This window comes from Intrasporangium sp. (genome assembly GCF_051961875.1).
GTDB lineage: Bacteria > Actinomycetota > Actinomycetes > Actinomycetales > Dermatophilaceae > Intrasporangium_A.
In genome coordinates, this window is sequence record NZ_JBQCCV010000218.1 from 1 (window position 1) to 26640 (window position 26640).

At 71.8% G+C, this 26640-nt stretch carries 25 protein-coding genes; 19 read left to right on the plus strand and 6 right to left on the minus strand.

Going from position 1 to position 26640, the window contains the following annotated elements; all coding sequences use genetic code 11:
* Positions 1 to 330 precede the first annotated feature (330 nt).
* Positions 331 to 1062, plus strand: a complete 732-nt coding sequence (locus ACTHJJ_RS12930; RefSeq protein WP_440303344.1) for a lysostaphin resistance A-like protein — start codon at positions 331 to 333, stop codon at positions 1060 to 1062.
* A gap of 126 nt (positions 1063 to 1188) precedes the next feature.
* Here the strand turns inward: ACTHJJ_RS12930 and ACTHJJ_RS12935 are convergent, their stop codons facing one another.
* Positions 1189 to 1803: a class I SAM-dependent methyltransferase gene (locus tag ACTHJJ_RS12935; RefSeq protein ID WP_440303345.1), complete on the minus strand. Its 615-nt coding sequence runs from the start codon at positions 1801 to 1803 to the stop codon at positions 1189 to 1191.
* Positions 1804 to 1886: 83 nt separating this feature from the next.
* On the opposite strand from ACTHJJ_RS12935, the gene ACTHJJ_RS12940 reads away from it, so the two are divergent.
* The 3 genes from ACTHJJ_RS12940 (at position 1887) to ACTHJJ_RS12950 (ending at position 5611) form a co-directional block, all read left to right on the plus strand.
* Complete coding sequence (locus ACTHJJ_RS12940; RefSeq protein WP_440303346.1) at positions 1887 to 3509, plus strand: FUSC family protein; 1623 nt, start codon at positions 1887 to 1889, stop codon at positions 3507 to 3509.
* Between the two features lie 97 nt (positions 3510 to 3606).
* Positions 3607 to 4854, plus strand: coding sequence for an Nramp family divalent metal transporter (locus tag ACTHJJ_RS12945; protein WP_440303347.1), 1248 nt, complete (start codon positions 3607 to 3609; stop codon positions 4852 to 4854).
* Positions 4855 to 4861: 7 nt separating this feature from the next.
* Positions 4862 to 5611, plus strand: coding sequence for a metal-dependent transcriptional regulator (locus ACTHJJ_RS12950; RefSeq protein ID WP_440303348.1), 750 nt, complete (start codon positions 4862 to 4864; stop codon positions 5609 to 5611).
* On the opposite strand, the gene ACTHJJ_RS12955 is transcribed toward ACTHJJ_RS12950, so the two are convergent.
* Complete coding sequence (locus tag ACTHJJ_RS12955) at positions 5555 to 6532, minus strand: DMT family transporter (RefSeq protein WP_440303349.1); 978 nt, start codon at positions 6530 to 6532, stop codon at positions 5555 to 5557. The genes ACTHJJ_RS12950 and ACTHJJ_RS12955 overlap by 57 nt on opposite strands.
* Positions 6533 to 6618: 86 nt before the next feature.
* Here ACTHJJ_RS12955 and pdxR point away from each other — a divergent pair, with 86 nt between their 5' ends.
* On the plus strand, positions 6619 to 8109 hold the full coding sequence (gene pdxR / locus ACTHJJ_RS12960) for a MocR-like pyridoxine biosynthesis transcription factor PdxR (protein ID WP_440303350.1): 1491 nt from the start codon (positions 6619 to 6621) through the stop codon (positions 8107 to 8109).
* A gap of 3 nt (positions 8110 to 8112) precedes the next feature.
* On the opposite strand, the gene ACTHJJ_RS12965 is transcribed toward pdxR, so the two are convergent.
* Entirely contained in the window at positions 8113 to 8802 is a 690-nt protein-coding gene (locus ACTHJJ_RS12965; protein ID WP_440303351.1) for an acetate uptake transporter, read from the minus strand.
* Positions 8803 to 8954: 152 nt separating this feature from the next.
* On the opposite strand from ACTHJJ_RS12965, the gene acs reads away from it, so the two are divergent.
* The 13 genes from acs to ACTHJJ_RS13030 all read left to right on the plus strand — a co-directional run bounded on the left by acs (position 8955) and on the right by ACTHJJ_RS13030 (position 23049).
* Complete coding sequence (gene acs, locus ACTHJJ_RS12970; protein WP_440303352.1) at positions 8955 to 10940, plus strand: acetate--CoA ligase; 1986 nt, start codon at positions 8955 to 8957, stop codon at positions 10938 to 10940.
* A 75-nt stretch (positions 10941 to 11015) separates the two neighbouring features.
* Entirely contained in the window at positions 11016 to 12734 is a 1719-nt protein-coding gene (locus ACTHJJ_RS12975) for a nitrite/sulfite reductase (protein WP_440303353.1), read from the plus strand.
* Entirely contained in the window at positions 12731 to 13477 is a 747-nt protein-coding gene (locus ACTHJJ_RS12980; RefSeq protein ID WP_440303354.1) for a phosphoadenylyl-sulfate reductase, read from the plus strand. The genes ACTHJJ_RS12975 and ACTHJJ_RS12980 overlap by 4 nt, the downstream gene beginning before the upstream one ends.
* Positions 13474 to 14517: a sulfate adenylyltransferase subunit CysD gene (gene cysD, locus ACTHJJ_RS12985; RefSeq protein ID WP_440303355.1), complete on the plus strand. Its 1044-nt coding sequence runs from the start codon at positions 13474 to 13476 to the stop codon at positions 14515 to 14517. The genes ACTHJJ_RS12980 and cysD overlap by 4 nt, the downstream gene beginning before the upstream one ends.
* Positions 14517 to 15872, plus strand: a complete 1356-nt coding sequence (locus ACTHJJ_RS12990; RefSeq protein ID WP_440303356.1) for a sulfate adenylyltransferase subunit 1 — start codon at positions 14517 to 14519, stop codon at positions 15870 to 15872. The genes cysD and ACTHJJ_RS12990 overlap by 1 nt, the downstream gene beginning before the upstream one ends.
* Positions 15869 to 17107: a uroporphyrinogen-III C-methyltransferase gene (gene cobA, locus ACTHJJ_RS12995; RefSeq protein ID WP_440303357.1), complete on the plus strand. Its 1239-nt coding sequence runs from the start codon at positions 15869 to 15871 to the stop codon at positions 17105 to 17107. The genes ACTHJJ_RS12990 and cobA overlap by 4 nt, the downstream gene beginning before the upstream one ends.
* The gene (locus ACTHJJ_RS13000) at positions 17104 to 18015 is read left to right on the plus strand and encodes a sulfite exporter TauE/SafE family protein (protein WP_440303358.1); all 912 of its coding nucleotides are present in this window, start codon (positions 17104 to 17106) and stop codon (positions 18013 to 18015) included. Before cobA ends, ACTHJJ_RS13000 begins: the two co-directional genes overlap by 4 nt.
* A gap of 90 nt (positions 18016 to 18105) precedes the next feature.
* Entirely contained in the window at positions 18106 to 18468 is a 363-nt protein-coding gene (locus ACTHJJ_RS13005) for a hypothetical protein (RefSeq protein ID WP_440303359.1), read from the plus strand.
* On the plus strand, positions 18465 to 19427 hold the full coding sequence (locus tag ACTHJJ_RS13010; RefSeq protein WP_440303360.1) for an FAD:protein FMN transferase: 963 nt from the start codon (positions 18465 to 18467) through the stop codon (positions 19425 to 19427). Before ACTHJJ_RS13005 ends, ACTHJJ_RS13010 begins: the two co-directional genes overlap by 4 nt.
* Positions 19424 to 19987, plus strand: a complete 564-nt coding sequence (locus ACTHJJ_RS13015; RefSeq protein ID WP_440303361.1) for a ferric reductase-like transmembrane domain-containing protein — start codon at positions 19424 to 19426, stop codon at positions 19985 to 19987. The genes ACTHJJ_RS13010 and ACTHJJ_RS13015 overlap by 4 nt, the downstream gene beginning before the upstream one ends.
* Positions 19984 to 21093 (plus strand): NADH-ubiquinone oxidoreductase-F iron-sulfur binding region domain-containing protein, encoded by a 1110-nt coding sequence (locus tag ACTHJJ_RS13020; RefSeq protein WP_440303362.1) that lies wholly within the window; start codon positions 19984 to 19986, stop codon positions 21091 to 21093. The genes ACTHJJ_RS13015 and ACTHJJ_RS13020 overlap by 4 nt, the downstream gene beginning before the upstream one ends.
* Positions 21077 to 21301, plus strand: a complete 225-nt coding sequence (locus ACTHJJ_RS13025; protein WP_440303363.1) for a ferredoxin — start codon at positions 21077 to 21079, stop codon at positions 21299 to 21301. The genes ACTHJJ_RS13020 and ACTHJJ_RS13025 overlap by 17 nt, the downstream gene beginning before the upstream one ends.
* A 437-nt stretch (positions 21302 to 21738) precedes the next feature.
* The gene (locus ACTHJJ_RS13030; RefSeq protein ID WP_440303364.1) at positions 21739 to 23049 is read left to right on the plus strand and encodes a hypothetical protein; all 1311 of its coding nucleotides are present in this window, start codon (positions 21739 to 21741) and stop codon (positions 23047 to 23049) included.
* A 206-nt stretch (positions 23050 to 23255) separates the two neighbouring features.
* On the opposite strand, the gene ACTHJJ_RS13035 is transcribed toward ACTHJJ_RS13030, so the two are convergent.
* Together ACTHJJ_RS13035 and ACTHJJ_RS13040 are read right to left on the minus strand one after the other, a co-directional pair.
* A complete protein-coding gene (locus ACTHJJ_RS13035; protein ID WP_440303365.1) occupies positions 23256 to 23909 on the minus strand; it encodes a VWA domain-containing protein in 654 nt (217 codons plus the stop codon).
* Positions 23910 to 23951: 42 nt separating this feature from the next.
* On the minus strand, positions 23952 to 24353 hold the full coding sequence (locus ACTHJJ_RS13040) for a hypothetical protein (protein WP_440303366.1): 402 nt from the start codon (positions 24351 to 24353) through the stop codon (positions 23952 to 23954).
* A gap of 148 nt (positions 24354 to 24501) precedes the next feature.
* On the opposite strand from ACTHJJ_RS13040, the gene ACTHJJ_RS13045 reads away from it, so the two are divergent.
* The gene (locus tag ACTHJJ_RS13045) at positions 24502 to 26301 is read left to right on the plus strand and encodes a hypothetical protein (RefSeq protein WP_440303367.1); all 1800 of its coding nucleotides are present in this window, start codon (positions 24502 to 24504) and stop codon (positions 26299 to 26301) included.
* 15 nt (positions 26302 to 26316) lie between these two features.
* Here ACTHJJ_RS13045 and ACTHJJ_RS13050 read toward each other — a convergent pair whose 3' ends face one another.
* Complete coding sequence (locus ACTHJJ_RS13050) at positions 26317 to 26556, minus strand: hypothetical protein (RefSeq protein ID WP_440303368.1); 240 nt, start codon at positions 26554 to 26556, stop codon at positions 26317 to 26319.
* Between the last annotated feature and the right edge of the window lie 84 nt (positions 26557 to 26640).

The window sequence follows — 26640 nt, forward strand, 5'->3', positions numbered from 1 at the left end:
GACGCGACGCACGAGCTGACGATGAGCTGGCTCGACTCGGTCACGGACGACGACTGGGAGCGAGTCGTCGACGCGAACTGAGACCCACCGGTCACCATGGCGGTCCGGGTGATGTCCGTCCTTGAGGACAGCGCCAAACACCTCGGCCAGGCGGAGTACGTGCGGGGCATCCTGCTGCGGCGCCGGCGCTGACACCGGTCGCGGCTGGTCGCTGGGCTGGCTCGTGGTGGGCCGGCCGTGGCCGTGGCGGCTCGGGTGGCTCGGCCCGGCGGGGCGGATGCTTGTGGGCTTCGGTCGCGGGGTAGTCATCAGAATGTGACAATTGCGGGGATGAGCCAGGCGATCCCGACGAGTCGACCCCACGCGCCGACCCCGGTCGCGACCATGGCCGTCGTGGCGGCACTCGTCGCGATCAACCTCGCGAACCACCTCCTGAACTGGGACACGCTCTGGCTCGGTCCGGTGGGCGCCGTCGCGCTGCTGGCCTTCGCCCGATGGTCCGGGCTCACCTGGGCGCAGCTCGGGCTGGGCCGGCACCAGTGGCGACCAGGACTGCGCTGGGGTGGCGGCGTCATCGCCCTCGTCGGGCTGGTCTATCTCGCCGGGGTGCTGCTGCCGATGACCCGCAGCGCGTTCCTCGACGTTCGCTACCACCTCGCGCCGGCGGGTGCCCTCATGTCGGCGCTCATCATGATCCCGGTCGGGACGGTCCTCTTCGAGGAGATCGCGTTCCGATCGGTGCTGTGGGGTTTCCTGTCACGGCATGCCCGGGTCTGGCAGGTGGCGCTCGCCTCCTCCGTCCTCTTCGGGCTGTGGCACGTGCTGCCGGCGATGGCTTCTGCTGGGGCCAACCAGGCGGTGGCGATGGCGGCGATCCGCCTCGGGCCCCTCGCGCACCTCGCCATCATCGGTGGCACCGTCCTGTTCACGACGGCCGGTGGCCTCGTCGCAGCATGGCTCCGGCGCCGGTCGGGCAGCCTGCTCGCGAGCGTGGGCATGCACTGGGCCACGAACGGGCTCGGCGTCCTCTTCGGCCTACTCGCCTGGCACGTCGCCGGCTGAGTCCCGGCGCCGTCTCGCCAGGACCTCACGACATGGCGTCGAGCGCCAGCTCTCGTGGGCGCGCGCCGCGGAACGCCACGACGCGTGGCGTCGAACGCAGCTTTCGCGGGCCGGCGACGGGCGGGGTCAGCGGCGGCGCAGCACCACGACCGTGTCGAGCGCCTCGCGGACCCCACCATCGGTCTCCACGGGGCGCGCCTTGACCTCGGCTGACTCGACGTCCACCGGCTGATCCGCCACCTCGGCGACGATCTCGTCGGGGTCATAGAGGACGGTCGGGTCCTGGGGTCCGCCCCAGCCCTCGTGGAGGTTGCGGCTCGCGTGGCCGATGACGACGACCCGTGCCCCGGGCGCCGCCGCCTCGATGCCTCTGGCCCAGGCCGTTCGCCGCTCCTGCTCAGGCAGCTGCAGGTAGGAGAAGAGCACGAGGTCATACGGCCCGCCCTCCGGTGCCGGCTCGAGCGCGTCGGAGACGACGGCCGTGAACCGATCGGCCGCGTCACCGAGCTGCTCGCTGGCAAGCCGCCGTGCGCGCTCGATCGCGACCTCGGAGAAGTCGGCGGCCACGACGCTCCAGCCGCTGGAGGCGAGCCAGATCGCGTTGCGACCCTCGCCGGCGGCCACGTCTAGCGCCCGTCCTGGCGGCACGTCCGCCGCGATCTCCTCCACCCAGCGGTTCGGGCCGGCCGACCACACGAGGTCGACAGCGGCATACCGCTCGTCCCAGTCGCGCGACTTCATACGGGTCATCATCCTCCGCACCAGAGGAAGTGACCGGTCGAGGCGGGGAAGGTGACCGGTCGACGGGAGGGGGACAATGGGCCGTGCCCGCCCACGTCGACACCCCGCCGCCGTTCGACCACCGGCGGCTCCTCATGGGGGCACCGGCGCCGTCGCGACTCCAGGTTGCCGTCACGGCGGGTCTCTCGCTCGGCATCGCGGCGGCGATCGCCACCGTCGTCGGCAACCCGAGCCACGCGCTGTTCGTCTCCCTCGGCGCGTTCACCGCGCTCTATGGGACAGACCGGCCGTACCGGCGCCGGGCCTGGCTGCTCACGATCGTGCTGCTCATGCTCGTCGGCGGCGCGTTCTTCGGCGCCCTGACCGAGAACCTCGCCCGCCACTTCGGCGCCGTCACCGGGACCGTCACGGCGGCCGGCCTCGTCGTCGTCGCCGGGGTCACGCTGCTCGCGACGCTGATGACCTTCCTCGCGAACGCGCTGCAGCTCGGCCCGCCCGGCGGGTTCTTCTTCGCCATGGTCGCCTCGATGGCGTCCCTGCTCTCGGCGCGACAGATCCCTGTCGGGGAGATCGCGGGTCTCACCCTCCTCGGTGGCGGCACGGCGATCGTCATCTCGCTCCTGCCCTGGCTCTGGGCCCCGCACGGCCCGGTCGCCAAGCGCCTGCGCGCCGCCGACGCGGCTGTCGGTCGCCATCTCGAGGCGGTCGACGCCGGCCTGGCCACCAGCCGCACCCGCACCGAGGCCGCCGTCGCGCTGCACGCCGCGTGGAACGCGATCGACGAGGCGGGCCTGCGCGACAGCGCGACGAGCCGAGCGCTGCTCGGGATGCACGAGCGCTTCTCCCGCACCCTCAACCCGGACGCGGCGAAGCAACCGAACACCGCGGCCGGCTCCACGGCCCTCGACGACCGGCGGCTCGCCGAGGACATCCCCCTCGGCCCGCCGCACCTGGGATACCTGCTGCGGCGCTCCCTCGCCCTCGGCTCGTTCCCGACGATCCTCGCCCTGCGCGTGCTCGTCGCGTGCGCGGTGGCCGGGACTGCCGCATACCTCCTGGGGACGGGCCGCCCGGACTGGGCGATGATGAGCGCGATCCTCGTCCTGCACAGCGGAGTGGACCGGCTCGTCGGGACCTACCGCGCGCTGCACCGGCTCATCGGCACCGTGGCGGGTCTCGTCGTCTTCACCCTCCTGTATGCCGCTCACCCGCACGACTACGTCCTCATCGCCCTGCTCGCGGTCCTGCAGTTCACCATCGAGCTGTTCGTGGTGCGCAACTACGCGGTCGCCGTCGCGCTGATCACCCCGCTCGTCCTGCTCGTGACCACCGGTCCCGGGCAGGACGCGGGTGGCCTCATGTGGGCGCGCTTCCTCGACACCCTGATCGGCGTGGGTGTCGGGGTCGTCGTGCTGTGGACGGTCGGGCGCAGCTTCTGGCGGCGGGCGCTGCCCGGGCAGCTGGGCCGGGTCGAGACGGCGACGGCGGAGCTCGAGCACGTCCTGTCGACTGAGGAGGCCGGACCCGAGCCGGCCCTGGAGGCGCGCCGCGACCTGCAGTTCGAGCTCATCGAGGCGGTCCGCGTCGCCGACGCCGCCTACCGCAACGCGCCCCAGCACGCCGGCCGGCACTGGCAGCGGCACCTCGATACGCAGGACGCCGGCTACCGGCTGCTCGCCGCCTGCTGGTCGGGCGCCGCCCGCTGACCGCGCATCCGGTCCCCCCGCCCCTTTCCGACAGGCGCCGCGGATCCGTAAAGTTAGACTCATCTAACTCTCTGCGATCGGCGAAGGAGGCACGCGGATGGCGCTGGGCACGCGACAGTGGACCGGTGCGCGTGCCGAGCGGCGGCTCATCCCGCTGCTGGGACCGGCGTTCGTCGCGGCGATCGCCTACGTCGACCCGGGCAACGTGGCGGCCAACCTGTCCGCCGGTGCCGACTACGGCTACCTCCTCGTGTGGGTCCTCGTGGTCGCAAACGCGATGGCCGTCGTCGTGCAGTACCTGTCCGCGAAGCTCGGCCTCGTCACCGGCCAGAGCCTGCCCGAGGTGCTCGGAGCCCGCCTGTCCCGACGCAGTCGCCTCCTCTACTGGGCGCAGGCGGAGATCACGGCCGGGGCCACCGACGTGGCCGAGGTGATCGGCGGGGCGATCGCCCTGCAGATCCTCTTCGGGCTCCACCCCCTCATCGGCGGCGCCATCGTCGGCGCGGTGTCCGTCGCCCTGCTCGCCGTGCAGACCCGGCGGGGGCAGCGGCCCTTCGAGTTCGTCGTCATGGGGTTCCTGCTCATCATCACGATCGGCTTCACGGCCGGCCTGCTCTTCAGCCCCCTCGACTGGGGGGCCGCAGCCGGCGGCCTCGTGCCCCGGTTCGAGGACTCGAACACGGTCCTGCTCGCCGCGAGCATGGTCGGCGCGACGGTGATGCCGCACGCCATCTACCTGCACTCCAGCCTGGCCCGGGACCGTCACGGCCCCAGCAGCGATCCCGGCCGCATCGTCCGGCTGCTGCGCGCCACCCGGTGGGACGTCGTCAGTGCGCTCGTCGTCGCCGGAGGCGTCAACATCGCGATGCTCCTGCTCGCCGCGTCCGCCCTCCCCGGCGTCCCCGACACGGACACCATCCCGGGCGCCGCCCACGCGATCGGCAGCCACCTCGGCTCCGCCGTCGGCGTCGTCTTCGGCGTGGGGCTGCTCGCCTCGAGCCTCGCCTCGACCTCGGTTGGCTGCTACGCCGGATCCGAGATCATGAAGGGCCTGCTGCGCGTACGCATCCCGCTCATGGTTCGCCGCTCGGTGACGGTGATCCCAGCCCTCGTCATCCTCGCCACAGGCGTCGACCAGACGTGGGCCCTCGTCCTCAGCCAGGTCGTCCTGTCGATCGGCATCCCCTTCGCGCTGGTCCCCCTGGCCCGCCTCACGAGCGACCGCACCCTGATGGGCCCCTTCGCCAACGGCACCTCGCTCCGGCTCACGGCCGGCGTGGTGGCGACCGCGATCGTGGCCCTCAACGTCCTGCTGCTCTATCTGACCGTCACCGGGCAGGACTGAGCCCGACATGATCGAAGGCCGACGGACCGCCGCCCTCGAGGGCATCACGCCCGTCGTCGAGGACTACCTCAAGGCGATCTGGTCGGCGACCGAGTGGGACGGGCCGCCCGCCACGGTCAGCTCGCTCGCAGAGCGGTTCGGCAGCACCCGCCCCACGGTCTCGGCGACCCTGCGCCGCCTCGCCGACCGCGGCCTGGTCCACCACGAACGCTACGGGCACGCGACCCTCACGGAGGACGGTGCCCGGCTGGCGATCTTCATGGTGCGGCGCCATCGGCTCCTCGAGACCTACCTCGTCGAGCACCTCGACTACGCCTGGGACGACATCCACGACGAGGCCGAACGCCTCGAGCACGCGGTGTCCGACATGTTCATCGAACGGATCGACGCCCTCCTCGGCCGTCCCCGGGCCGATCCCCATGGAGACCCCATTCCACGTGCCGACGGCAGGGTGAGCTACCCCGGGGACGCCGGCCCCCTCGTCGACGCCACGCCGGGTGTCTACCGGGTCGTCCGTGTCTCCGACTCGGGCGCGGCGCGCCTGCGCCACTTCGCCGGTCTCGGCATCGGGCCGGGCGCGACGCTCGAGGTGCGCGCCCGCGCCTCCGGGCGCCGTGACCGCCGCTCGGTCGTCGGCCCCGCGGGCCGGGCCCTCGACCCCGAGGACCAGCAGGCGATCATCGTGCGCCCGGCCCACCGCTCAGCCGGCGAGGGCACCCTCGGTCTCGGTGCAGACCGGGGCGACCCGTCGTCGTGAGCGCTGGGGCATCCCGATCACGACCGCCGCGGCGAGCACGATGGCGAAGCCGGCAAGCTGCGGCCACGCCAGGTGCTCACCGAGCACGAGGACGCCGAGCGCGATCGACACGATCGGGATGAGGTAGGTGACGGTCGAGCTGATCGTGACACCCGCACCCCGGACGACGTCGAACTGCAGCATGTAGGCCAGTCCGGTGCCCACGACGCCGAGCGCGACGACGGCCAGGATGTGCCCGTATGCCGCGCCGCCGCCTGGCCCTGCCAGGCTCCACGGTGCCGCCCCCGGTCGCGCGATGGCCCACCAGACGAGGGTCACCGGGACCATGAGGGCGCTGCCGCAGAGGAGCAGGGCGGTGGGCTGGGACAGGCCGCCGAGGTCGACGTGGGCGAGGTGGCGTCGCAGGTAGGTCCAGCCGAGGCCGTATGACATCCCCGACGCGACGACGATCGCGAACCCGACGAGGTCGGGGCGGCCGGCGGCCTCCCACGGCTGCATGATCGTCACGACGCCCAGGAAGCCGACGATGACCGCGACCAGCTTGCGGGTGGTGAGCCGGTCGCTCGGCAGGAGCGCCAGGCCGAAGAGGACCGCGGCGAGAGGCGTCGTCGCGTTGCCGATCCCGGCCAGTGCGGAGCTGACCCGGGTCTCGCCGAGGGCGAAGCCGGTGAAGGGCACCGCCGTGAGGAAGATGCTCGACACGAGCAGGTGTCCCCAGACGCGGCCGCCCCGCGGCAGGCGCCCGCCGGTCATCCGGAGCAGCAGGAGCAGCACCACGGCGCCGGCCATGATCCGCAGGGCCGCGATCTGCACCGGCGCGAGGCTGTGCAGGCCGACCTTCATCAGGAGGAAGCTCGAGCCCCAGATAAGGGCGAGGGCGAGGTACTTGGCCTGCCAGGGGACACGGGGCGTGGTCGTCACAGGGACCATTCTGACGCCCTATGTGGTCCGTACCCAGATCCGGATATGCCCTCGAACCGCAGACCACTTACGGGTACCGTCGACTGATGGCCCGCACCGCGCGCGTTCCCGACCTGCCCATCCGGCTGCCCGACGGCGACGGCCCGCTGCGACACCGGATCAGCGAGGCCATCCTCGAGCAGATCGGCGCCGGTCGGCTTCGCCCTGGGGACCTGCTGCCGTCGACTCGCGTGCTGGCGACCCAGCTCGCGGTCGGCCGCGGCGCGGTGGTCGCGGCCTACGACGAGCTCACCGCGGCCGGGTTCGTCGACGGCGTCGGAGGCTCGGGCACGATCGTCGCCGCCGACGCGTGCCTCGCGGCCCGCGCCGGGGCCCGCACCCACGTGCCGGAGGGCCTGCCTCCTGCCGCGCAAGGGATCGCCCTCGCCGATCCTGGCTCGCCCCGGCGCGGCCTCGGGACCGACGACCTGCCACCCATGCCAGCCGTCGTCGGCGGTCACCCCTCCCTCGAGCTGCGACCAGGGGCACCCGACACGCGACTCGTCAACGCGGCGGACTGGCGGCGGGCCTGGCGGCGTGGGGCGAGCGGAGACATCGACGAGTTCGTCCGGACCGACACCTCCCACGGTGAGCTGCGCCAGGCGCTCTCCTGGCATCTCAGGCGCACGCGAGGCGTCACGACGCCGCCCGACAGGATCCTCGTCGCGCCGGGGGTCAACGCCCTCCTGCCGGCCCTTGTCGCGGCGGCCGGATGGAGGGGCAAGCAGGTCGTCCTCGAGGACCCGGGCTACGTCGATCCGCGTCAGGCCCTGGAGCGGGAGGGGGCCAGGGTGCGCCCGGTGCCGGTCGACGACGACGGCCTAGACCCTGCCCTCCTCACCCGCCGCGACGACGGCGTCTACGTCACCCCGGCCCACCAGTTCCCCCTCGGCGGCCGAATGCCCGTCGCACGCCGGGTCGAGCTCGTCGCCTGGGCCCGTTCGCGCGGCGCCCTCGTCATCGAGGACGACTACGACGGGGAGTTCCGCTACGACGTCTCTCCGCTGCCGGCGCTCCACTCGCTCGACGGCGCCGACGACCACGTGGTCTATGTCGGTACTGCCTCCAAGGTCCTCGCCCCCTCTCTCCGGGTCGCCTGGGTCGTCCCCCCCGCGCGGCTCCACGGCCCGCTCCGCCGCGAGCTCGAGACGCGGGGCCTGCACGTGACGCCCGTCGTCGGGCGCATGCTCGCCGAGTTCATCGGGTCAGGCGCCCTCGCGCGGCACCTCGCCCGAGCCGGCAGGACGTATGCCGCTCGCCGGGCAGCGCTCGTCGCAGCCCTCGAGCGCCACGCCCCCGGGCTCCCCCAGGCGGGCGTCTGTGCCGGGCTGCACGTCGTCGCGCGCCTGCCCCATGACGTCGACGACCACGAGGTGGCAAGCCGCTTGGAGGGCAAGGGGATCCGCGTGACGCCACTGACGGCATACGCCATCGACAGCGCGACCCCCGGGCTCGTCATCGGCTACGCCACCCTGCCGGAGACGCAAGCCGACCGAGTCGGCCGCGAGATCGCGATCGCGGCCGGCTCGGCGACGTGAGGGTCAGGCCCGCGGCCAGACGGGGAGGGTGGGCCGCTTCGCGGTGAAGTTGAAGACCGCCGCGAAGGAGGCGTACCACGCCACGACTGCAGTGATGATGCCGACGATGCCTCCCGCCTTGCTCCAGAAGGCGACGTTCGTGAACCCACCGACCGTGAGGAGGGCGAACGTGACGAACAGGGTGACGAAGACGCCCGCCACCGCTCCCGACACTCGGAACGAGGCGAGCATCATGTAGCCGGTGAAGATCGTCCAGCCGAGCAGGTAGTACGCGATGGCCTTGACCGCCGAAGGACCTGCAGCCGCAAGGTCGGTCCGGCCAGCCAGGTACCAGAAGGACAGCCAGAAGGCACCGTAGGAGCAGAAGGCGACTGCCCCGAACGTGTTCCCCTTCGCGAACTCCCATATCCCGGCGGCGAACTGGGCGATGCCGCCGTAGAAGATGGCGAGGCCGAAGACGCCGCCCGTCACCGTCGCCGGAAGCAAGCCGGCGTTGACGACGCTGAGGAAGAAGGTCGTCATGGCGAAACCTGCGAGCCCGAGCGGTGCCGGGTCGGCGAGGTGCGACCCGGGCGGGATGACGCGCTCCGGGGCCTCGGGCCCCGGCCCGCCCACTCTGCCGGTCGTGCCGAGCTCTGGTCCTCGGGCGGTGCCGGGGGCCTCTGGTCCAAGGTTGCGTTCGGCGGTAGCCATGGTCGCTCCTCTCGTGCCAGCAGGCAGGAACACTTCCGACGGTAAGTCGCCGTCACACCCCACGCAAGGACGAGTTTCGGGAGGGGCTTGTCGCCGGCGCAGGAGAGGCGTTCAGTGGGGGGAGAACCCCGGCTGCGCGAGGAGGACCCGAGATGTCCGAGGAAACCCTGTCCAATCTCCTCCACGAGGAGCGCCGCTTCCCACCGAGCGAGGAGTTCGCCGCGCAGGCGGTCGCGAAGCCATCCCTCTACGAGGAGGCGGCCGCGGACCGCGAGGCGTTCTGGGGCCGCCGAGCCCACGAACTCCTCACGTGGTCAAAGGACTTCGACCAGGTCCTCGACTGGTCTGACGCGCCCTTCGCAAAGTGGTTCGTGGGGGGCCGGCTCAACGCCTGCTACAACTGCGTCGACCGCCATGTCGAGGCCGGCCTCGGTGACCGGGTTGCCTACTACTGGCAGGGCGACCCCCAGGACGACAAGCGCACGATCACCTACGCCGATCTCCAGCGGATGGTCTGCCAGGCAGCCAACGCCCTCGAGTCGCTCGGGGTCCGTAAGGACGACACCGTCGCGATCTACATGCCGATGATCCCCGAGACCGTCGTCGCGATGCTCGCCTGCGCCCGGATCGGGGCGCCTCACACCCTCGTCTTCGCCGGGTTCTCCGCGGAGGCGCTCGCGAGCCGGATCTCCGACGCCGACGCCAAGGTCGTCATCACCGCGGACGGGCAGTACCGGCGTGGCGTCATCGCCCCGCTCAAGCCCCAGGTCGACGAGGCCGTCGGCAAGTCGCCCGGCGTCGAGAAGGTGCTCGTCGTGCGCCGCACCGGCGGCGACGTGTCCTGGGAGGAGGGCCGCGACCTCTGGTGGCACGACCTCGTCGACAAGCAGTCCGACCGGCACGAGGCGCAGGACTTCGACGCCGAGCACCCGCTCTACATCCTCTACACGTCGGGGACCACCGGGAAGCCGAAGGGGATCTTCCACACGACCGGCGGCTACCTGACTCAGTGCGCGTACACCCACCTGAACGTCTTCGACGTGCACCCGGAGCGCGACGTCTACTGGTGCGCCGCCGACGTCGGCTGGGTCACCGGCCACTCCTACATCGTCTACGGACCGCTGACCAACGCGACGACCTCGGTCCTCTACGAGGGCGTGCCGCACCCCGGCGCCAAGGACCGCTGGTGGAAGCTCATCGACGAGCATGACGTGTCGATCCTCTACACCGCCCCGACGACGATCCGTACCTACATGAAGTGGGGCACGGAGATGCTGCAGGGGCACGACCTGTCCTCGCTCCGGCTGCTCGGCTCCGTCGGCGAGCCGATCAACCCCGAGGCGTGGATCTGGTACCGGGACACCATCGGTCAGGGTCGATGCCCCGTCGTCGACACGTGGTGGCAGACCGAGACCGGCGCCATCATGGTCAGCCCCCTGCCCGGGATCACCACGACGAAGCCGGGCTCCGCCATGCGGGCGCTGCCCGGGATCACCGTCGACGTCGTCGATGACGCGGGTCAGTCGGTGCCGGACGGCTCCGGCGGCTACCTCGTCGTGACGAGCCCGTGGCCCTCGATGCTCCGGGGGGTCTGGGGCGACCCCGAGCGCTACAAGGAGACCTACTGGTCGCGCTTCCCGGGACTCTACTTCGCCGGCGACGGCGCGAAGAAGGACGAGGAGGGCGACATCTGGGTGCTGGGCCGGGTCGACGACGTCATGAACGTCTCCGGCCACCGGCTCTCGACCACCGAGATCGAGTCGGCCCTCGTGTCCCACCCGAAGGTCGCCGAGGCCGCCGTCGTCGGAGCGAACGACCCCACGACCGGCCAGATGGTCTGCGCCTTCGTCATCCTGCGCCAGGAGGCGTTGGGGGATGGCGGGCCGACGGACGGCGGCGGGGCGCTGGTCGCCGAGCTGCGCGACCACGTGGCGAGGCAGATCGGGCCGATCGCCAAGCCGCGCGAGATCCTCGTGGTGAGCGAGCTGCCCAAGACGCGGTCCGGCAAGATCATGCGCCGGCTGCTGCGCGACGTCGCCGAGGACCGGGCCATCGGGGACGTCACGACCCTCGCCGACAGCACCGTCATGGACCAGATCCGCGAGCGGATGGTGACGACCCACGTGCCTGAGGGCTGAGGGGCGTACCCGCCGTCGCCCACATGATGGACAGCGTTATAGATCAAATAAGGGACGCTTATAGATTCGCTCGCCATGACGGTGACGGACCCAGCGCCTCGTACCCTCCGCACCCCGCGGGCTCGTCGCGCGAACGGGCAGTGGAAGGTCGACGGCCCGGCGCCCCTCAACGCGAATGAGGAGCTCAAGGCCGAGGACAACGGGCTCAATGTGCGCGAGCGGATCGAGACGATCTACGCGCGGCAGGGCTTCGACTCGATCCCCGACTCCGACCTGCACGGCCGCTTCCGCTGGTGGGGGCTCTACACGCAGCGCCGACCCGGGATCGACGGGGGACGGACGGCGCAGCTCGAACCGCACGAGCTCGAGGACCGCTACTTCATGCTCCGCGTCCGGACCGACGGGGCGGCCCTCACGCCGGACGCGCTGAGGGTGCTCGGCGGCATCTCCAGCGACTTCGCCCGGGGCACCGCAGACATCACGGACCGGCAGAACATCCAGTACCACTGGGTCGAGATCGAGGACGTCCCCGAGATCTGGCGCCGGCTCGAGTCGGTCGGCCTCGAGACGACGACAGCCTGCGGTGACACCCCCCGCGGCTTCCTCGGCAGCCCCGTCGCGGGGATCGCGGCCGACGAGATCATCGACCCGACCCCGGTCATCCGGGAGATCAAGCGGCGTTGGCTGGGCGACCCCGAGCTGGCAAACCTGCCGCGCAAGTTCAAGACGGCGATCACGGGCCATCGGAGCCTCGACGTCGTCCATGAGATCAACGATGTGTCCCTCGTCGGTGTCGTGCACCCGGACCTCGGGCCGGGTTACGACCTCTGGGTCGGCGGCGCGCTCTCGACGACGCCGCGCCTCGCCGAGCGGCTCGGTGTCTTCGTCAGCGAGGAGCAGGCGCCCGACGTCTGGCACGGGGTCGTGCGGATATTCCGTGACTACGGCTACCGGCGCCTGCGCAACAAGGCCCGCCTGAAGTTCCTTCTCGCCGACTGGGGTACCGCGAGGTTCCGTGAGGTCCTCGAGACCGAGTACCTCGGCCACCCGCTCCCCGACGGCCCCGCACCCGCTCCGGCCACGGGTCGCGGTGACCACGTCGGCGTTCACCTGCAGAAGGACGGCCGCTACTTCGTCGGCGCCGCCCCGATGGTCGGCCGGGTCGGTGGCCGGACCCTCGCGGGCCTCGCCGACCTCGTCGAGGGCGTCGGCGCGCAGGCGGTCCGACTGACGGCCTTCCAGAAGCTCGTCATCCTCGGCGTCCCGGCCGACGGGCTCGACGCGCTCGTCGCCGGTCTCGAGCCGCTCGGCCTCACCGCGACCCCGAGCCCGTTCCGCCGCTCCACGATGGCCTGCACGGGGATCGAGTTCTGCAAGCTTGCGATCGTCGACACGAAGGACACCGCCGCTGCCGTCATCACCGAGCTGGAACGGCGGCTCGCGGATCTGGAGCCCGTGCTGGACCGGCCGATCGACCTCAACGTCAACGGCTGTCCCAACTCCTGCGCGCGGATCCAGACCGCCGACATCGGCCTCAAGGGCCAGATCATCACCGTCGACACCGGCTCCGGCCCGGCTCAGGTGCCGGGATTCCAGGTCCACCTCGGAGGTGGCCTCGCCGGCGTCGGGCGCGACGAGGGCGGCCTGGGCCGGACCGTGCGCGGCCTCAAGGTTCCTGCCACTGAGGTCGCCGACTACGTCGAGCGCGTCGTTCGACGGTATGCCGCGGAGCGGGTGGCCGCCGAGACGTTCGCCGAGTGGGCCCACCGAGCCGACGAGGAGGCACTGCAGTGACCGCCATTCCTGTTCCCACACCGTCCGTCCCGCGTGGACGTCGCAGCGAGGCGGAGCTCCGGGCGCTCGTCGACGAGTTCAACGCCCGCGCCGCCGGTCCCCGTGGTGAGCCCTCCGCCGAGGAGGTCGCGGCGTGGCTCGCCGAGACCTTCCCAGGGACCGCGGCCGTCGCCTGCTCCATGGCCGATGCCGTGCTGCCACACCTCGTCTCGCGGTTCGCCCCCGGCGTGGACGTGCTCTTCCTCGACACGGGCTACCACTTCTCGGACACCCTCGTGACCCGCGACCTCGTCGCCCAGGACCTGCCGATCCGCCTCGTCAACGTCGTCCCCGAGCAGACCGTCGCGGAGCAGGACGCGGCATACGGCGCCCGGCTCCATGAGCGCGACCCCGCCCTGTGCTGCCGGCTCCGCAAGGTCGAGCCCCTGGCCCGCGTGCTGCCCACTTACGAGGCCTGGGTGACCGGGGTGAGGCGCGACGAGGCACCGACGCGGGCCCAGACCCCGCTCGTCACGTGGGATGACAAGAACGGCCTCGTCAAGGTGAACCCCCTGGTGGCCTGGTCGTTCGACGATCTCCAGTCGTATGCCTCGGAGCACCGGGTCGAGGTCAACTCGCTCCTGTCCGACGGCTACCCGTCCATCGGCTGCGAGCCGTGCACCCGCCGGGTCGAGCCCGGTGAGGACCCCCGTGCCGGTCGGTGGGCCGGCTTCGCCAAGACCGAATGCGGACTCCACACATGACGACGAACACGACCACCCTGCCCGATCGAGAGCTGACCTCTCCCGATCGAGGTCCCGGTCCCCATCGTCGAGACCACGCCGAGGGCCGGGCTCCGCTGGGAGGCAACGCTCCTCACGAAGCCCGCTCACCGGCATACGAATCGGACCGGCGGCTGGGCCTGCTCGACGCGCTCGAGGCGGAGTCGATCCACGTCATCCGCGAGATCGCGGCCGAGCTCGAGCGGCCGGCACTGCTCTTCAGCGGCGGCAAGGACTCCGTCGTCATGCTGCACCTCGCGGCCAAGGCGTTCTGGCCGGCTCCGATCCCGTTCCCGGTGCTGCACGTCGACACCGGTCACAATTTCCCCGAGGTGCTGGCGTACCGGGACGAGACGGTCGAGCGGCTCGGGCTGCGGCTCGTCGTCGCGCGCGTGCAGGACTACCTGGACGACGGGCGGCTGCGGGAGCGCGCCGACGGGACGCGCAACCCGCTGCAGACGGTGCCGCTCCTGGACGCGATCGCCGAGCACCGCTTCGACGGCGTCTTCGGCGGGGGCCGGCGCGACGAGGAGAAGGCGCGCGCCAAGGAGCGAATCGTCTCTCTCCGTGACGAGTTCGGCCAGTGGGACCCGAAGAGCCAGCGACCTGAGCTGTGGAACCTGCTCAACCCGCGGCACCGGCCCGGCGAGCACGTGCGGGTCTTCCCGATCAGCAACTGGACCGAGCTCGACATCTGGCGCTACATCGAGCGTGAGGCGATCCCGCTGGCGCCGCTCTACTACGCGCACGAGCGGGACGTCTTCCGGCGCGACGGGATGTGGCTCGCCGTCGGCCCGTGGTCCCAGCCCCGCGAGGGCGAGGCGGTCGAGCGGCGGGTCGTGCGCTACCGGACCGTCGGCGACATGTCCTGCACCGGCGCGGTGCCGTCGAGTGCCGCGACGAACGCCGAGATCGTCCTCGAGGTCGCCGCGTCCACGCTGACCGAACGCGGCGCCACCCGCGCCGACGACCGGCTGTCGGAAGCCGCGATGGAGGACCGGAAGAAGGAGGGGTACTTCTGATGAGCGCTGTTGCCACTGAGGCGAACACGCTGCTGCGGCTCGCGACCGCGGGGTCCGTCGACGACGGCAAGTCGACCCTCGTCGGGCGCCTGCTGCACGACACGAAGTCGGTCCTCTCCGACCAGCTCGCGGCCGTCGAGCGGGTCTCCCGGGAACGCGGACTCACTGCGGCAGACCTGGCGCTGCTCACCGACGGCCTGCGGGCGGAGCGGGAGCAGGGCATCACGATCGATGTCGCGTACCGCTACTTCGCCACCGCGACCCGCTCGTTCGTCCTCGCGGACTGCCCCGGGCACGTCCAGTACACCCGCAACACCGTGACCGGCGCCTCGACGGCCGACGTCATCGTGCTGCTCGTCGACGCCCGCAAGGGGGTGCTCGAGCAGACGCGCCGGCACCTCGCCGTGGCAGCCCTGCTGCGAGTGCCCCACGTCGTCGTCGCGGTCAACAAGATCGACCTGGTGGGCTTCTCCGAGGAGGCTTACCGGCGAGCCGAGGCGGACGTGCGCGCCGTCGCGCGGGAGCTGGGCGTGGCCGACGCACGGGCGATCCCCGTCTCGGCTCTCGACGGCGACAATGTCGTCGCAAGGTCCGCCCGGACGCCTTGGTATGACGGGCCGGCCCTCCTCGAGCTGCTCGAGACCCTACCGCCCTCCTCGGGCCCGGTGGCCGGGTCGTTCCGGCTGCCGGTCCAGCTCGTGATCCGTCCCCAGGACGCGGCTCGGGACACCGCCCACCGTGACTATCGCGGGTATGCCGGGCAGGTGGCCTCGGGCGTCGTGCGCGTCGGCGACGAGGTCGTCGTCCTGCCCTCCGGGTTGCGGACGACCATCGCCGGGATCGACCTCGGGGAGCGCAAGCTCCAGGAGGCCTTCGCGCCGCAGTCCGTGACCGTCCGGCTCGCGGACGACCTCGACGTGTCCCGCGGCGACGTCATCGCGTCGGCCTCCGATGCGCCGAGACCGGTCCGGGACGTCGAGGCGCTCGTGTGCTGGCTCGGTGACCGGCCGCTGCGACCGGGTGCCCGGCTGCTCCTCAAGCACGGTGCGCGCACGGTGCAGGCGATCGTTCGGACGGTCGAGGGCCGCCTCGACCTCGACGACCTCCACTCCGTCGCCGCAGACTCCTTGTCCCTCAACGACATCGGCCGCATCACCATCCGGCTCGCGCAGCCACTGCCGGTCGAGGACTACGCCGCGTCCCGCCCAGGTGGCGCGTTCCTGCTCGTCGACCCGCACGACGGCGCCACCGTCGCGGCCGGCATGGCCACGGTCGAGAGGCCACCAGCAGTCGACGGGTCACCAGCAGTCTTGGGGCCACTTGCGGACACCGGCGAGCAGGGGTCCCGGCCGTGACCGCGCCGTCGACGCCGAGGCCCACCGGTCTCCCCCTCGTCCTCGACCTGACCGACCGCCTCGTCGTCGCGGTCGGCGGCGGCCCGGTGTCGGCCCGCAGGGTGGCGGCCCTCCTGGCGGAGGGCGCGCGCCTGCGCGTCGTCGCGCCATACCTCTGCGAAGACCTGCGCGACCTCGTGCACGAGGGGCACATCGCCTGGCACGTGCGGGACTATGCGGGACCGGGCGACCTGGACGGGGCGTGGCTCGTCCATACCGCGACCGGTGACCCTGAGGTCGACGAGGCCGTCGCCACCGATGCCGAGGCGCTCAGGATCTGGTGCGTCAACGCCGGCTCCGCCGCCACCACGCGGGCCAGCGTCCCCGCGCGCGCCCGGGTCAGCACCCCCGACGGGCGGGTGACTGTGGCGGTCCACGCCGGCGGCGACCCCGGACTCGGCCGCTCGGTCCGTGACGGCGTCGAGCAGGCCCTCGCGAGCGGCGCGCTCGATCTGCGTCGCACCCGCCCCCGGGCAGGATCGGGCTGGGTCGCGCTGGTTGGCGGAGGTCCCGGGGCCGACGGGCTGCTGACCGCGCGCGGCCACGAGCTGCTGCGGTCGGCGGACGTGGTCGTCGTCGACCGCCTCGCGCCACGAGGCCTGCTCGGCCGGCTGCCGGAGTCCGTGGAGGTCATCGACGTCGGCAAGACCCCAGGTCACCACCCGATCCCGCAGGAGCGGATCACCGAGATCCTCGTCGAGCACGCCCGGCTCGGCCGCGCCGTCGTCCGGCTCAAGGGTGGCGACCCCTACGTCCTGGGCAGGGGCGGCGAGGAACGCCTCGCGTGCGAGGCCGCCGGTGTCCCGGTCGAGGTCGTGCCCGGCGTGACGAGCGCGGTCGCGGTTCCTGCCGCCGCCGGCATCCCGGTCACCCACCGCGGCCTGGCCCGGGGGTTCACCGTGGTCACCGGCCACGAGGAGATCCCCACCGTCCCCACGGGGCCCGATCACACCCTCGTCCTGCTCATGGGCGTCTCCCGTCTCCATGAGACCGCCGCGCTCCTCGTCGCGCACGGGCGCGCCGCCAGCACGCCGGTCGCGGTCGTCGAGCGGGGCTGGACGCCGACGCAGCGCACGACGACCGGCACTCTCGCGACCATCGCGGACCGTGCGTCTGAACGTGCGGTCGAGAGCCCCGCCGTCATCGTCGTCGGCGACGTGGTCCGTCTCGCCGCCGAGTGGGAGGAGGTCGCATGAGGACCCTGCTCGTGCTCGGAGTCGTGGGGTTCTTCGCGCAGCTCGTCGACGGCGCCCTGGGGATGGGGTATGGCGCCACCTCCTCCTCGTTGCTCCTCGCGGTCGGGCTCACGCCGGCGATGGCAAGCGCCTCCGTCCACCTCGCCGAGCTCGGCACCAATGTCGCCTCGGGCGTCGCGCACTGGCGCCTCGGCAATGTCGACCGACGCCTCGTGCTCCGCCTCGGCGTTCCCGGCGCCGTCGGTGCGTTCCTCGGCGCCACGCTGCTCTCCCACCTGTCGACCGAGGCCTCCGCCCCCGTCATGGGAGGGGTGCTGCTCCTGCTCGGCGTCTACATCCTCACCCGTTTCGCCCTCCGACCGCCGGCGACCGCTGCCGCCCGGACCTCTCCGCACCGTCGCCGCTTCCTCGTGCCGCTCGGCTTCATCGGCGGCTTCGTCGACGCGACGGGCGGGGGCGGGTGGGGGCCGGTCTCGACGACGACCCTCCTGTCGGCGGGGCGCACCGCCCCGCGGACTGTCGTCGGCTCGGTCGACACCTCCGAGTTCCTCGTCACCGCCGCGGCCAGCATCGCGTTCCTCTTCGGCCTCGGGACCAGCGGGATCAACTTCGCCTACGTCCTCGTCCTCCTGGGTGGCGGCCTCGTCGCCGCACCGGGCGCCGCGTGGCTGGTGAGCCGGCTGCCTGCGACGGTCCTCGGGACCGGGGTGGGCGGCCTCATCGTCCTGACGAACCTCCGGGTCCTGCTCCAGGCCCTCGACGCCTCGCGCGACCTCAGCCAGCTCGCCTACCTGGTCGTCACCGCTGCGTGGGCCTCACTCGTCACGGCGGCGGTGATGCGGCACCGGGCCGGGCGGGCGGGACCGGGCCGTGAGCGGCATACCGTGGAGCCGGCGAGCGCCTCGTAGCCGATTCACAGGAACGCTCCCCGCCTCCCATACCTCCTGCTCAGGTTCGCGACGCACTGTTGAAGGACGAACCACCCGCAAGGAGGAACCATGGGATCGACCGCACTCACCCGAGCGCGCTCCTGGACAGTGGGCATCCTCTCCGCGAGCGCCGTCGCGACCGCCATCGTGGGAATCCACCTCGCCGAGGACCACAACGCGGCCCTCGCCACCGGCACGAGCGGCTCGGGTTCCTCGAACTCGAGCACGACCTCGCACCAGTCGGACCAGAACGGGACGCAGAGCCAGGTCGGCAGCAACGAGCAGAACTCTGACGACAACGGATCCAGCCTCTCGGGCAACGACCAGAGCGGCAACGGCAGCCAGGGTAGCCGGAGCCAGAACGGATTCGGCTCCGCGGGCCAGCTCGGTTCCGGCTCCGGCTCGCCCCAGGTCACCTCGCACGGATCATGAGCACCGCACCCGTCCCGGAGCCGCTTCTCGGCCGAGCCTCCTTCCGCGCGATCAGCACGACGAACACGATCCTCACGACCGACCCTCGGGCAGCCGGCCCGGCGGCCCGCATCGCCCGGGCCTACCTCGCCGAGCTCGACCGGGCCGTCTCGCGGTTCCGTCCCGACTCGGAGGTCTCGCTCCTGGCGGCTCGGGCCCGGGCGGGCGCCGCGTCGGCCTTCGTCTCGCCGGTCTTCGCAGACCACCTCGACGCGGCCCTGCGCATGGCGCGCATCACCGGCGGCCTCGTCGACCCGACTGTCGGCTCTGCCGTCGTCGCAAGCGGCTACGACGCCGACATCGAGACCATCCGCGTCCGCCGCTTCCCCACGGCCGACACCCGTCGCGCCGCCGTGCCCGGCTGGAGGGCAGTGCACTTCTCCAGTGCGACGCGGCGGGTGGCGGTCCCGCGGGGCACGCTGCTCGACCTCGGTGCCACCGCGAAGGCGTACGCCGCAGACGTCCTCGCCGCTCTCCTCTGCGGGCAGCTGCCGGGCGGGTTCCTCGTGGACCTCGGCGGCGACATCGCCGTGGCCGGTGCGACACCGGCAGCCGGCTGGCAGATCGGCATCGAGGACGACGAGGGGCGGGTCCTGCAGGTGGTCGCCTCGACCGGGACGGGCGTCGCCACGTCGTCGACCCGGCTGCGCCGGTGGTCCTCGGCCACCGGGGAGCGCCACCACATCGTCGACCCCCGCACCGGGCTCACCGCCCCGGCCACGTGGGCTCTGGTGACCTGTGCGGCGGCCACGGCGGTCGAGGCGAACGCCGCTGCCACTGCCGCCGTCGTCCTGGGCCCGGAAGCCCCGGCCTGGCTCGAGGAGCAGGGCATCGCGGCCCGGCTCGACCGGCTCGACGGTGCCCCCGTCACGACCCCCGGGTGGCCGGTCGGAGACCTCGCACGGCGGAGCGCATCGTGAACGAGGCGCTCTGGTACACCTCCCGGGCGACCGGGACGGTCAGCATCGTGCTCCTCACGGCGGTGGTCATCCTCGGCGTGGTCATCTCCGGTCGAGGCGCCCGCAGCCTCGAGTCGGCCACGGTGGTCACGGCGCTGCACCGCAGGCTGTCCCTCGGCATGACCGTGTTCCTGCTCCTGCACATCCTCACCGCCGTCGTCGAGACCTACGTGTCGATCGACGCCATCTCCGCGATCGTGCCGTTCACCTCCGGCTACGAGCCCCTCTGGGTCGGGCTCGGGACGCTCTCCTTCGACATCCTCATCGCCGTCGTGGTCACCTCGCTGCTGCGTGAGCGCATCTCCGAGCGGGTGTGGCGCGTCGTGCACTGGGCGGCATACGCGCTGTGGCCGCTCGCCCTCATCCACGGCTTCATGCTCGGCACGGCGAACGAGCCCCTGCTCCGACTCGCTACCGTCGCCTGCGCTCTCGCCGGCGTCGTCGCCCTCGTGTGGCGCTCCGGTGCAAGCCACCACGACGCCGATCGCCGCCGGGACGTCGCATCCCAGGAGTGGTCATGAGCCCGACGCTGGTCCCGCTCCTCGCCGACGCCGGGCTCACCGGTCGTGGCGGCGCCGCCTTCCCGACGGCGGTGAAGCTCAAGGCCGCCCTCGAGCACCACGCGCGCCTCATCGTCAACGCCTGCGACGGCGAGATCGGAGCCGCCAAGGACGGCTGGGTCGTCGAGCACCACCTCGACGAACTCGTCAGCGGCGCAACCCTCCTCAGTGCCCGGCGCCCGTCGACCGTGCGGTATGCCGCTCACCGCGGTTCCCCGAGCGCGCTCCGCCTGCGCCAGGCCGGCCTGCACGTCCTCGAGGTGCCCGCGAGATACGTCTCCTCCGAGGAGAGCTCCCTCATCTCCCTCGCCCAAGGTGGTCTGGCCCGGCCGATGACGAAGCGCACCCCCTTCGTGGCGGGTGGACGTGACTCCGCCGGCCGCCGGATCAAGCCCACGGTCGTCGTCAACGCCGAGACGGTCTGGCGGGTGGCCCAGATCGCGTCCTTGGGGCCGGAGTGGTTCCGGGCCTTCGGGACCGCCGCCGAACCGGGACCGCGCCTCGTGAGCGTCAACGGGCCGAGCGCCCGCGGGGTCGTGCTCGAGACCGAGGCGGGGGTCCCGATACCTGACCTGCTCGGGGCCATCGGCGGCATACCGGCCGATGCCGAGGCCGTAATCGTCGGTGGCCTGGGCGGCAGCTTCGTCCCCGCGGATGCCGTCCGCACCCTCACGTGGTCGACGACCGAGCTCAGCCGGTTCGGCGCCGTCACGGGCCCCGGCATCATCGAGGTGATCGGCGCGAGCGAGTGCCCGGTCGCCCTCGTCGACCGGTTCCTCGCCTATGCCGCGGGAGAGTCGGCCGGCCAGTGCGGCCCGTGCATGTTCGGCGTGCCCGCCCTGGCCTCCGAGTGGCGGGCGTTCGCGGAGCGGCCGACCGCGCGGCTCCTGGAGACGATCTCCCGGCGCGCCGGGCTCCTGCCGGGCCGGGGCGCCTGCCGGTTCCCGGACGGCGTCGGCCAGTTCGTCGCATCCGCCCTGCGCGTGTATCGCGACCACCTGGAGGGCCACGTCGTCGGGTACTGCCTCGAGCCGAGGGGACGGACGGCCGATGTCCTCCCACTCTGAGAGCCGGACCCGTCCGGACGAGGACACGGTCGACCTGCGCGTCGACCGGGTCGCCTGCACCGGTCACGGCGTCTGCGCCGGTGTCCTTCCTCGCAACATCGAGCTGGACGAGTGGGGCTACCCCATCGTGCGGGACTCGTCCGTCGACCCAGCTAAGGCCGCCACCGCCATCCGCCTCTGCCCGGCCCGGGCGCTCTACCGCGCCTGAACTCCCCTCGAGGTCCCTGTCACGACCCGGTGAACGGACCGCTTGGTGTCGACCGGACTGGTGTGCCAGCCAGTTCGACGCGCGTCCCCGCAACGATGGCCGTGGGGTCCCCGCGCCGAGTGCGCACCACCTGGGCACGGGGATGCCTGCGGCCCAGAAGCGCTCGTGCAGAGCGATGGACGCCGACAGGTTTTCCAGGTCGGGCTCGGTACATCTGCGGCACGAGTGGCCGGCACCGGCGACGCGGGACACGCGGCGCGGCATACGGACTCGTTGTGGGACAGCGTGACTTCAACGGCGGGTCCGACACGGCGGCCCAGCCTGTCCCGAATCGCTCGACGGGAGCGATAGCGTCAGCGGCCAAACGTATAGCGCAAGGCCGCCGATGTCCGGATTCCGACAGTGCCGATTCTGGACACGCTCTCGAGATGCAACTCATGAGCACTCAGGCGAGACTCGCTGACACCGACATCGGCAACTCACCGGAGGTATCCATGAAGAAGCTCGGCACCCTGGTCGCCACCGCGGCGCTGGCCTCGACCAGTGCGTTCGGCGTGGCCGTCACCGCCCATGCGGCGGATGGGGCGGGGACTGCGGCGACCACGAGCGGTGCGCCGACCGCCTCGGCCTCCTTGCAGCAGAAGCTCGATTGGGCCGTCGCCCGCGCGAACCTCCCGGCAGACCTGAAGGCCAAGGTCCTCGAGCTCGGCAAGCGGCTCCCCGCGAACGACGAGCAGCGCCTCCAGGCGCTCGGGGACCGCTTCGGGATCGGCGACACCACCTGGCGGGAGCTCATCAACAACTCGATCAACCCCGGTGACTACGCCTGCGCCACGACCCCGCTCACGACGTGGATCAACGGCAAGGTCGACGAGATCGACTTCTACACCTACTACCTGCTCTACGTCATGGGTGGCCTTGACCTGCCGACCTACGACGCCTTGATCCTGGGCACGGAGTCCAGGGCGAACACCTTCGGCGTTGACGGCTCCTACACCAACGAGCTGACCAGGACGATGAAGAACCTGCGCAGCTTCTGGGACGTCGACGGTGCCTCGATCCAGCTCATGCCGATGAAGGGCAAGCAGTCCTTCGCCGACGTCGACCGCATGGCCTACGTGCTGTCGGTCATGTACGGCGACTCGCCGGCCGACGAGGTGTCCCGCGCCAAGCTGATCCGGGAGCTCGTCAACTCCGATCCGGCTCTCCGCGGCGGCGACCACCCTCTCTTCACCTTCAACGCCTTCGCGTTCGACCCCACCGGCGACGCCGAGGCCGAGGAGCTCGGTCTGACCAAGCGCATCATCATGGGCGACGGGATCATGGAGGGCATGAGGGCCGTCGGGCTCGACGTGACGGCGCCCCGCTCGATCCTCTCCCACGAGTACGGCCACCAGGTCCAGTACGCCAAGAACCTCTTCGACAGCCCGCTCCGCGGGCCGGAGGCGACGCGACGGACCGAGCTCATGGCGGACGCGCTCGGCACCTACTTCATGACCCACAAGCAGGGCCAGGCGATCAACGACCAGAAGGTGCTCCAGAACGAGCAGTCGTTCTACAACGTCGGTGACTGCAGCTTCACCAGCTCCGGCCACCACGGCACCCCGAACCAGCGCCTCGCCTCGTCCACCTGGGCGGTGGGCATCGTCAAGGCGCAGGCGAACCAGGGGCACACGGTCGGCGGGTCGCAGTTCGGGGCCATGTTCGACGCGAAGCTCCCGCAGATCGTCGCGCCCGACGCGAAGTGACCCTGACGCACTTGACAGACGGGTGGACAGGTCGGCAGGGCTGGTGTCAGAGCCAGCCCTGCTGACTCGCCTGCAACCCCAGCTGAAGCGGCTCGCCGCATGGGCCCGAGCACGAGAAGGGTCAGGTAGGCCTGGTTGGTTGGCCAGCGGGGTCAGCACCGCTTCGCACTATGGCGCCCAGCAAGTGGCAGCGGATGGCTCATGGGTCACTCCTGTGCCTCGCCACGCTGCTCCTGAGAGTAGGCGAGCAGCGCGTCCAGCTCCGCCTGGTCGGCGCCGCGGGCGGCCGCGGCCCTCGTCCGGCTGATGTTGCCCGACGTCATCCGCATCATGGCGGCGACCCGGCCCCGCGTGTAGGTCATGGAGTTCGCGGCGGTGACGCCGATGCTCGCGCCCACCTCGATGGCGTCCTGATCGGCGCCCATGTAGAGGAAGCGCCAGCTGTAGTCGGTGGTCTGGCGCTCGATGAGCTCCTTGACGGCGGCGTGCGTCATCTCCCGCGACGCGTTCTCGTGGCCGTCGGTCATGATGCCGACGATGACCGTCCCGGGACGTGCGTCCTCCGGTAGGGCCGCCAACCGGGCCCCGGCGTCGCCGACGAGGCGGCCGATCGAGTCGAGGAGTGCGGTCGTCCCACGCGGGTGCAGTTGCAGGGGTGGGACATCCGCCACGGGGATGTCCCGGTAGACCTCCTCGTACTCGTCGTCGAACTGTGCGAGCGTCACCCGGCAGTCACCGGGCGTGGTGCGCTGCTCGGCGATGAAGGCGTCGAACCCGCCCTCGGTGTCGCCTTTGATGGACTGCATGGAGCCCGAGCGGTCGAGCAGGAAGTAGAGGTGCGTGAGGTTCGGGTCGGTCATGGTTCCCCCTTCGGTGTGGGTGTCGGTGGCGCGCGGTCCGCGTCAGGTGCTGCGTCGCGCCCGGAAGCGCATCGGCTTGGGCCCCTCGTCCTGGTCCGTCATGCGGTGCCGGCCCTCCTCGAGGTCGTACCGGGCGCGCTCGACACCCGCGGCCGTGACGCGTCCCGACTCCGATCGGTATGCCGCCAGCATCCGCGTGCGCCCGAGGCGCGGTCCCACGGCGTTCTCGGTGAGGCCGGCCAGCTGACCGGCCGTGCGGATCGTCGCTCCCTCAGTCGTCACGGCAGCCGCCATGGCCTCGTCGATGGCGCGGGTGACCTGCTCCTGGGCCTGACGCAGCAGCGGGAGTGCCTCCAGTGGTTGCCCCGGGTCTATCCCGTCCAGTGCGGACTGGGCGGCGGTGACGGACGCGGCGAGAGCATTCTGCTCCTCGGGACTGGCCATGTTCTAGGGTAGCCGCAATAACTGCGGCACCGCAATAGGAGCGCACATCGCGACCGATCTGGCGCCCACCTTGACGAATGGTCGGCGACTGCAATGCGGCCCTGTGGATGACCGCCGGCAATGTCGGTGGTCGAAACATGATCGAGTCATGAGCAGGACAGCAGCGCGAACGTCGAGCCGGGTCGGTGACGCCGACTCGGTTGCGTTCGGCGCCTTGCTGGAACCGGTGACCGACATCCCCGCGGGAGTGTTCGACAGCCTCCCGCCGGTTGCCCAGGCGGCGGTGGTGGCGCGCGTGGCGCCGGAGCGCCTCCGCTGCCTGGACGCCGAGTCGTGTGAGGCGGTGCTCGCCGTGACCCAGGCGGGTGCGAACACCCTCTCGGCGGTCCAGGACGTGGTGCTGGCCGCGGCGGTGCGAGCCGAAGAGCTCGCGATCGCGGGACTGAACGACGATCCGCGGGACGGATCGGATTATGCGCCCGAGGCGCAGAAGGTCGTCGCATCCTCAGTGGCCTCGATCTTCCACGTGGCCCCGCGGTCCATGGCGCTTCGGGTTGGGCGCGCGAACAAGGTCGTCGATGGCCTGCCGCTGACCTTGGCCGCCGCGCTGCGGGGCCGGTTGGAGCCGGCGCGGGTCGCGGTCATCGCCGACGGGGCGCTGCACGTGGCGCACGGCTTGGCGTTCGACTTCGACCTGGTGCTGCACGCCGACCCCAGGGTGACCGAGCTCGTGCCGGGCAGACTGCGACGTGCGGTCGAGCGGGCCGCCGAGATCGTGGACGAGGACGCGTTCGCCCAGCGGGCTGAGGCGGCACTCCGTGGTCGCTTCATCAAGGCGGGTCCAGGCGTGGAGGTCGGGATGACCGACTGGATCGCATCGCTGACGGCACAGGACTCGGCCCGCGTGTGGGCGGCGATCGACGCCCTCGCGCAGGAGTACCTCGTGCACGGGGATCGGTCGGTCGACCAGGCCCGGGCCGACGCGTTCGTCGATTTGATCCTGGGGCATGCGCGGGTGGAGACGGTGGTGGAGCTCGTCGTGCCGACCTTCACCCGCGCCACCGGCGCGCCGCCCGCGGCACCAGCCCCCGATTCAGAGGGGGAGGGTGAACCGCACTGTGACGCGGCGCGCATCACCCCACGGTCCTCGGCAAGGGAACCGCATCCCTCGGTAAGGGAGCCGCATCTCGTCGAGCCGCCGCACGACGCGGCTTCGGAGCCCGCGGCCCCGCCGCCAACGTCGGCAACCTCCATGCCGGCCGACGAGGTGTCTCCGGGTGAGCCGCTTCCCGCGGACGGCGATGTCGTGCTCGAGTTCGGGCCGGTCCAGCCGCTCCCGGCCCGCCCCGTCATCGGCCCACCGGACGAGGGCGAGGGCCCGCCAACGCCAGTCGCGCTGGAGCAGCTGATGCCCCTGTCCAGCTTCTTCCAGATCGGCTCCGAGGTCGTCCCCAATCCACCACCTGGCACGCTGCCCCCCGATGACCCGCGCCGCGACTGGTGGTGGCGCCCACCCCGACTCGGGATCCGCTCCGCGCGGCACGGGTGGCTGCTCGCGGCGGCACTCGCCGAGGTGTTGACCGACCCCGACCTGCGTATCCGCATCACGAGGGCGGACGCGCACACCGGGGTGACCGTCGCTCGCGACCCTCGCATTTACCGGCCGAACAAGGCGCTGGCGGACCGCATCCGAGACCGCGACCGGACCTGCCGCTTCCCCGGCTGCGGGGTGGCCGCCACACGGTGCGACATCGACCATGTGATCCGGTTCCCCGAGGGCCCAACCAGCGAGGAGAACCTCGTCTGCCTCTGCCGCTCGCACCATGGGTTCAAGCACCACGCTGGCTGGAAGGTCCGCCTCGAGAGCGACGGCACGTGCCACTGGCTCAGCCCCTACGGACGCGCCCTGAGCACCAGCCCCGCCGACGTCCGCGCCGACGCGGCCTGACGAGCAGCGCCAGTATCAGTCCCGGTCGATGAGGCGGCGGACGGCCCACCCGTAAGCGGCCCGGGCCACGGCAGCGAGCAGTGGGTCGAGCGCACGGGGAACCGCCCGGACCGAGATCACTTGAGACCACAGCACCCTCGACGAAGCGGGTCCCTCGCCGGTGACGGTGAGGTCTATCCAGCCGCGGACGACCGTACCCTCCTTGCGGATCCGGGCGAAGCCCGGCCGCGGGTGGGGCGGGGGGGGGAGTGGCACGACAACCCAAGGGTAAAATAACCCCACCCCCCCCCCCCCCCTCCCCCCCACCAAACACCATCCCACCCCCACCACCGGGACACA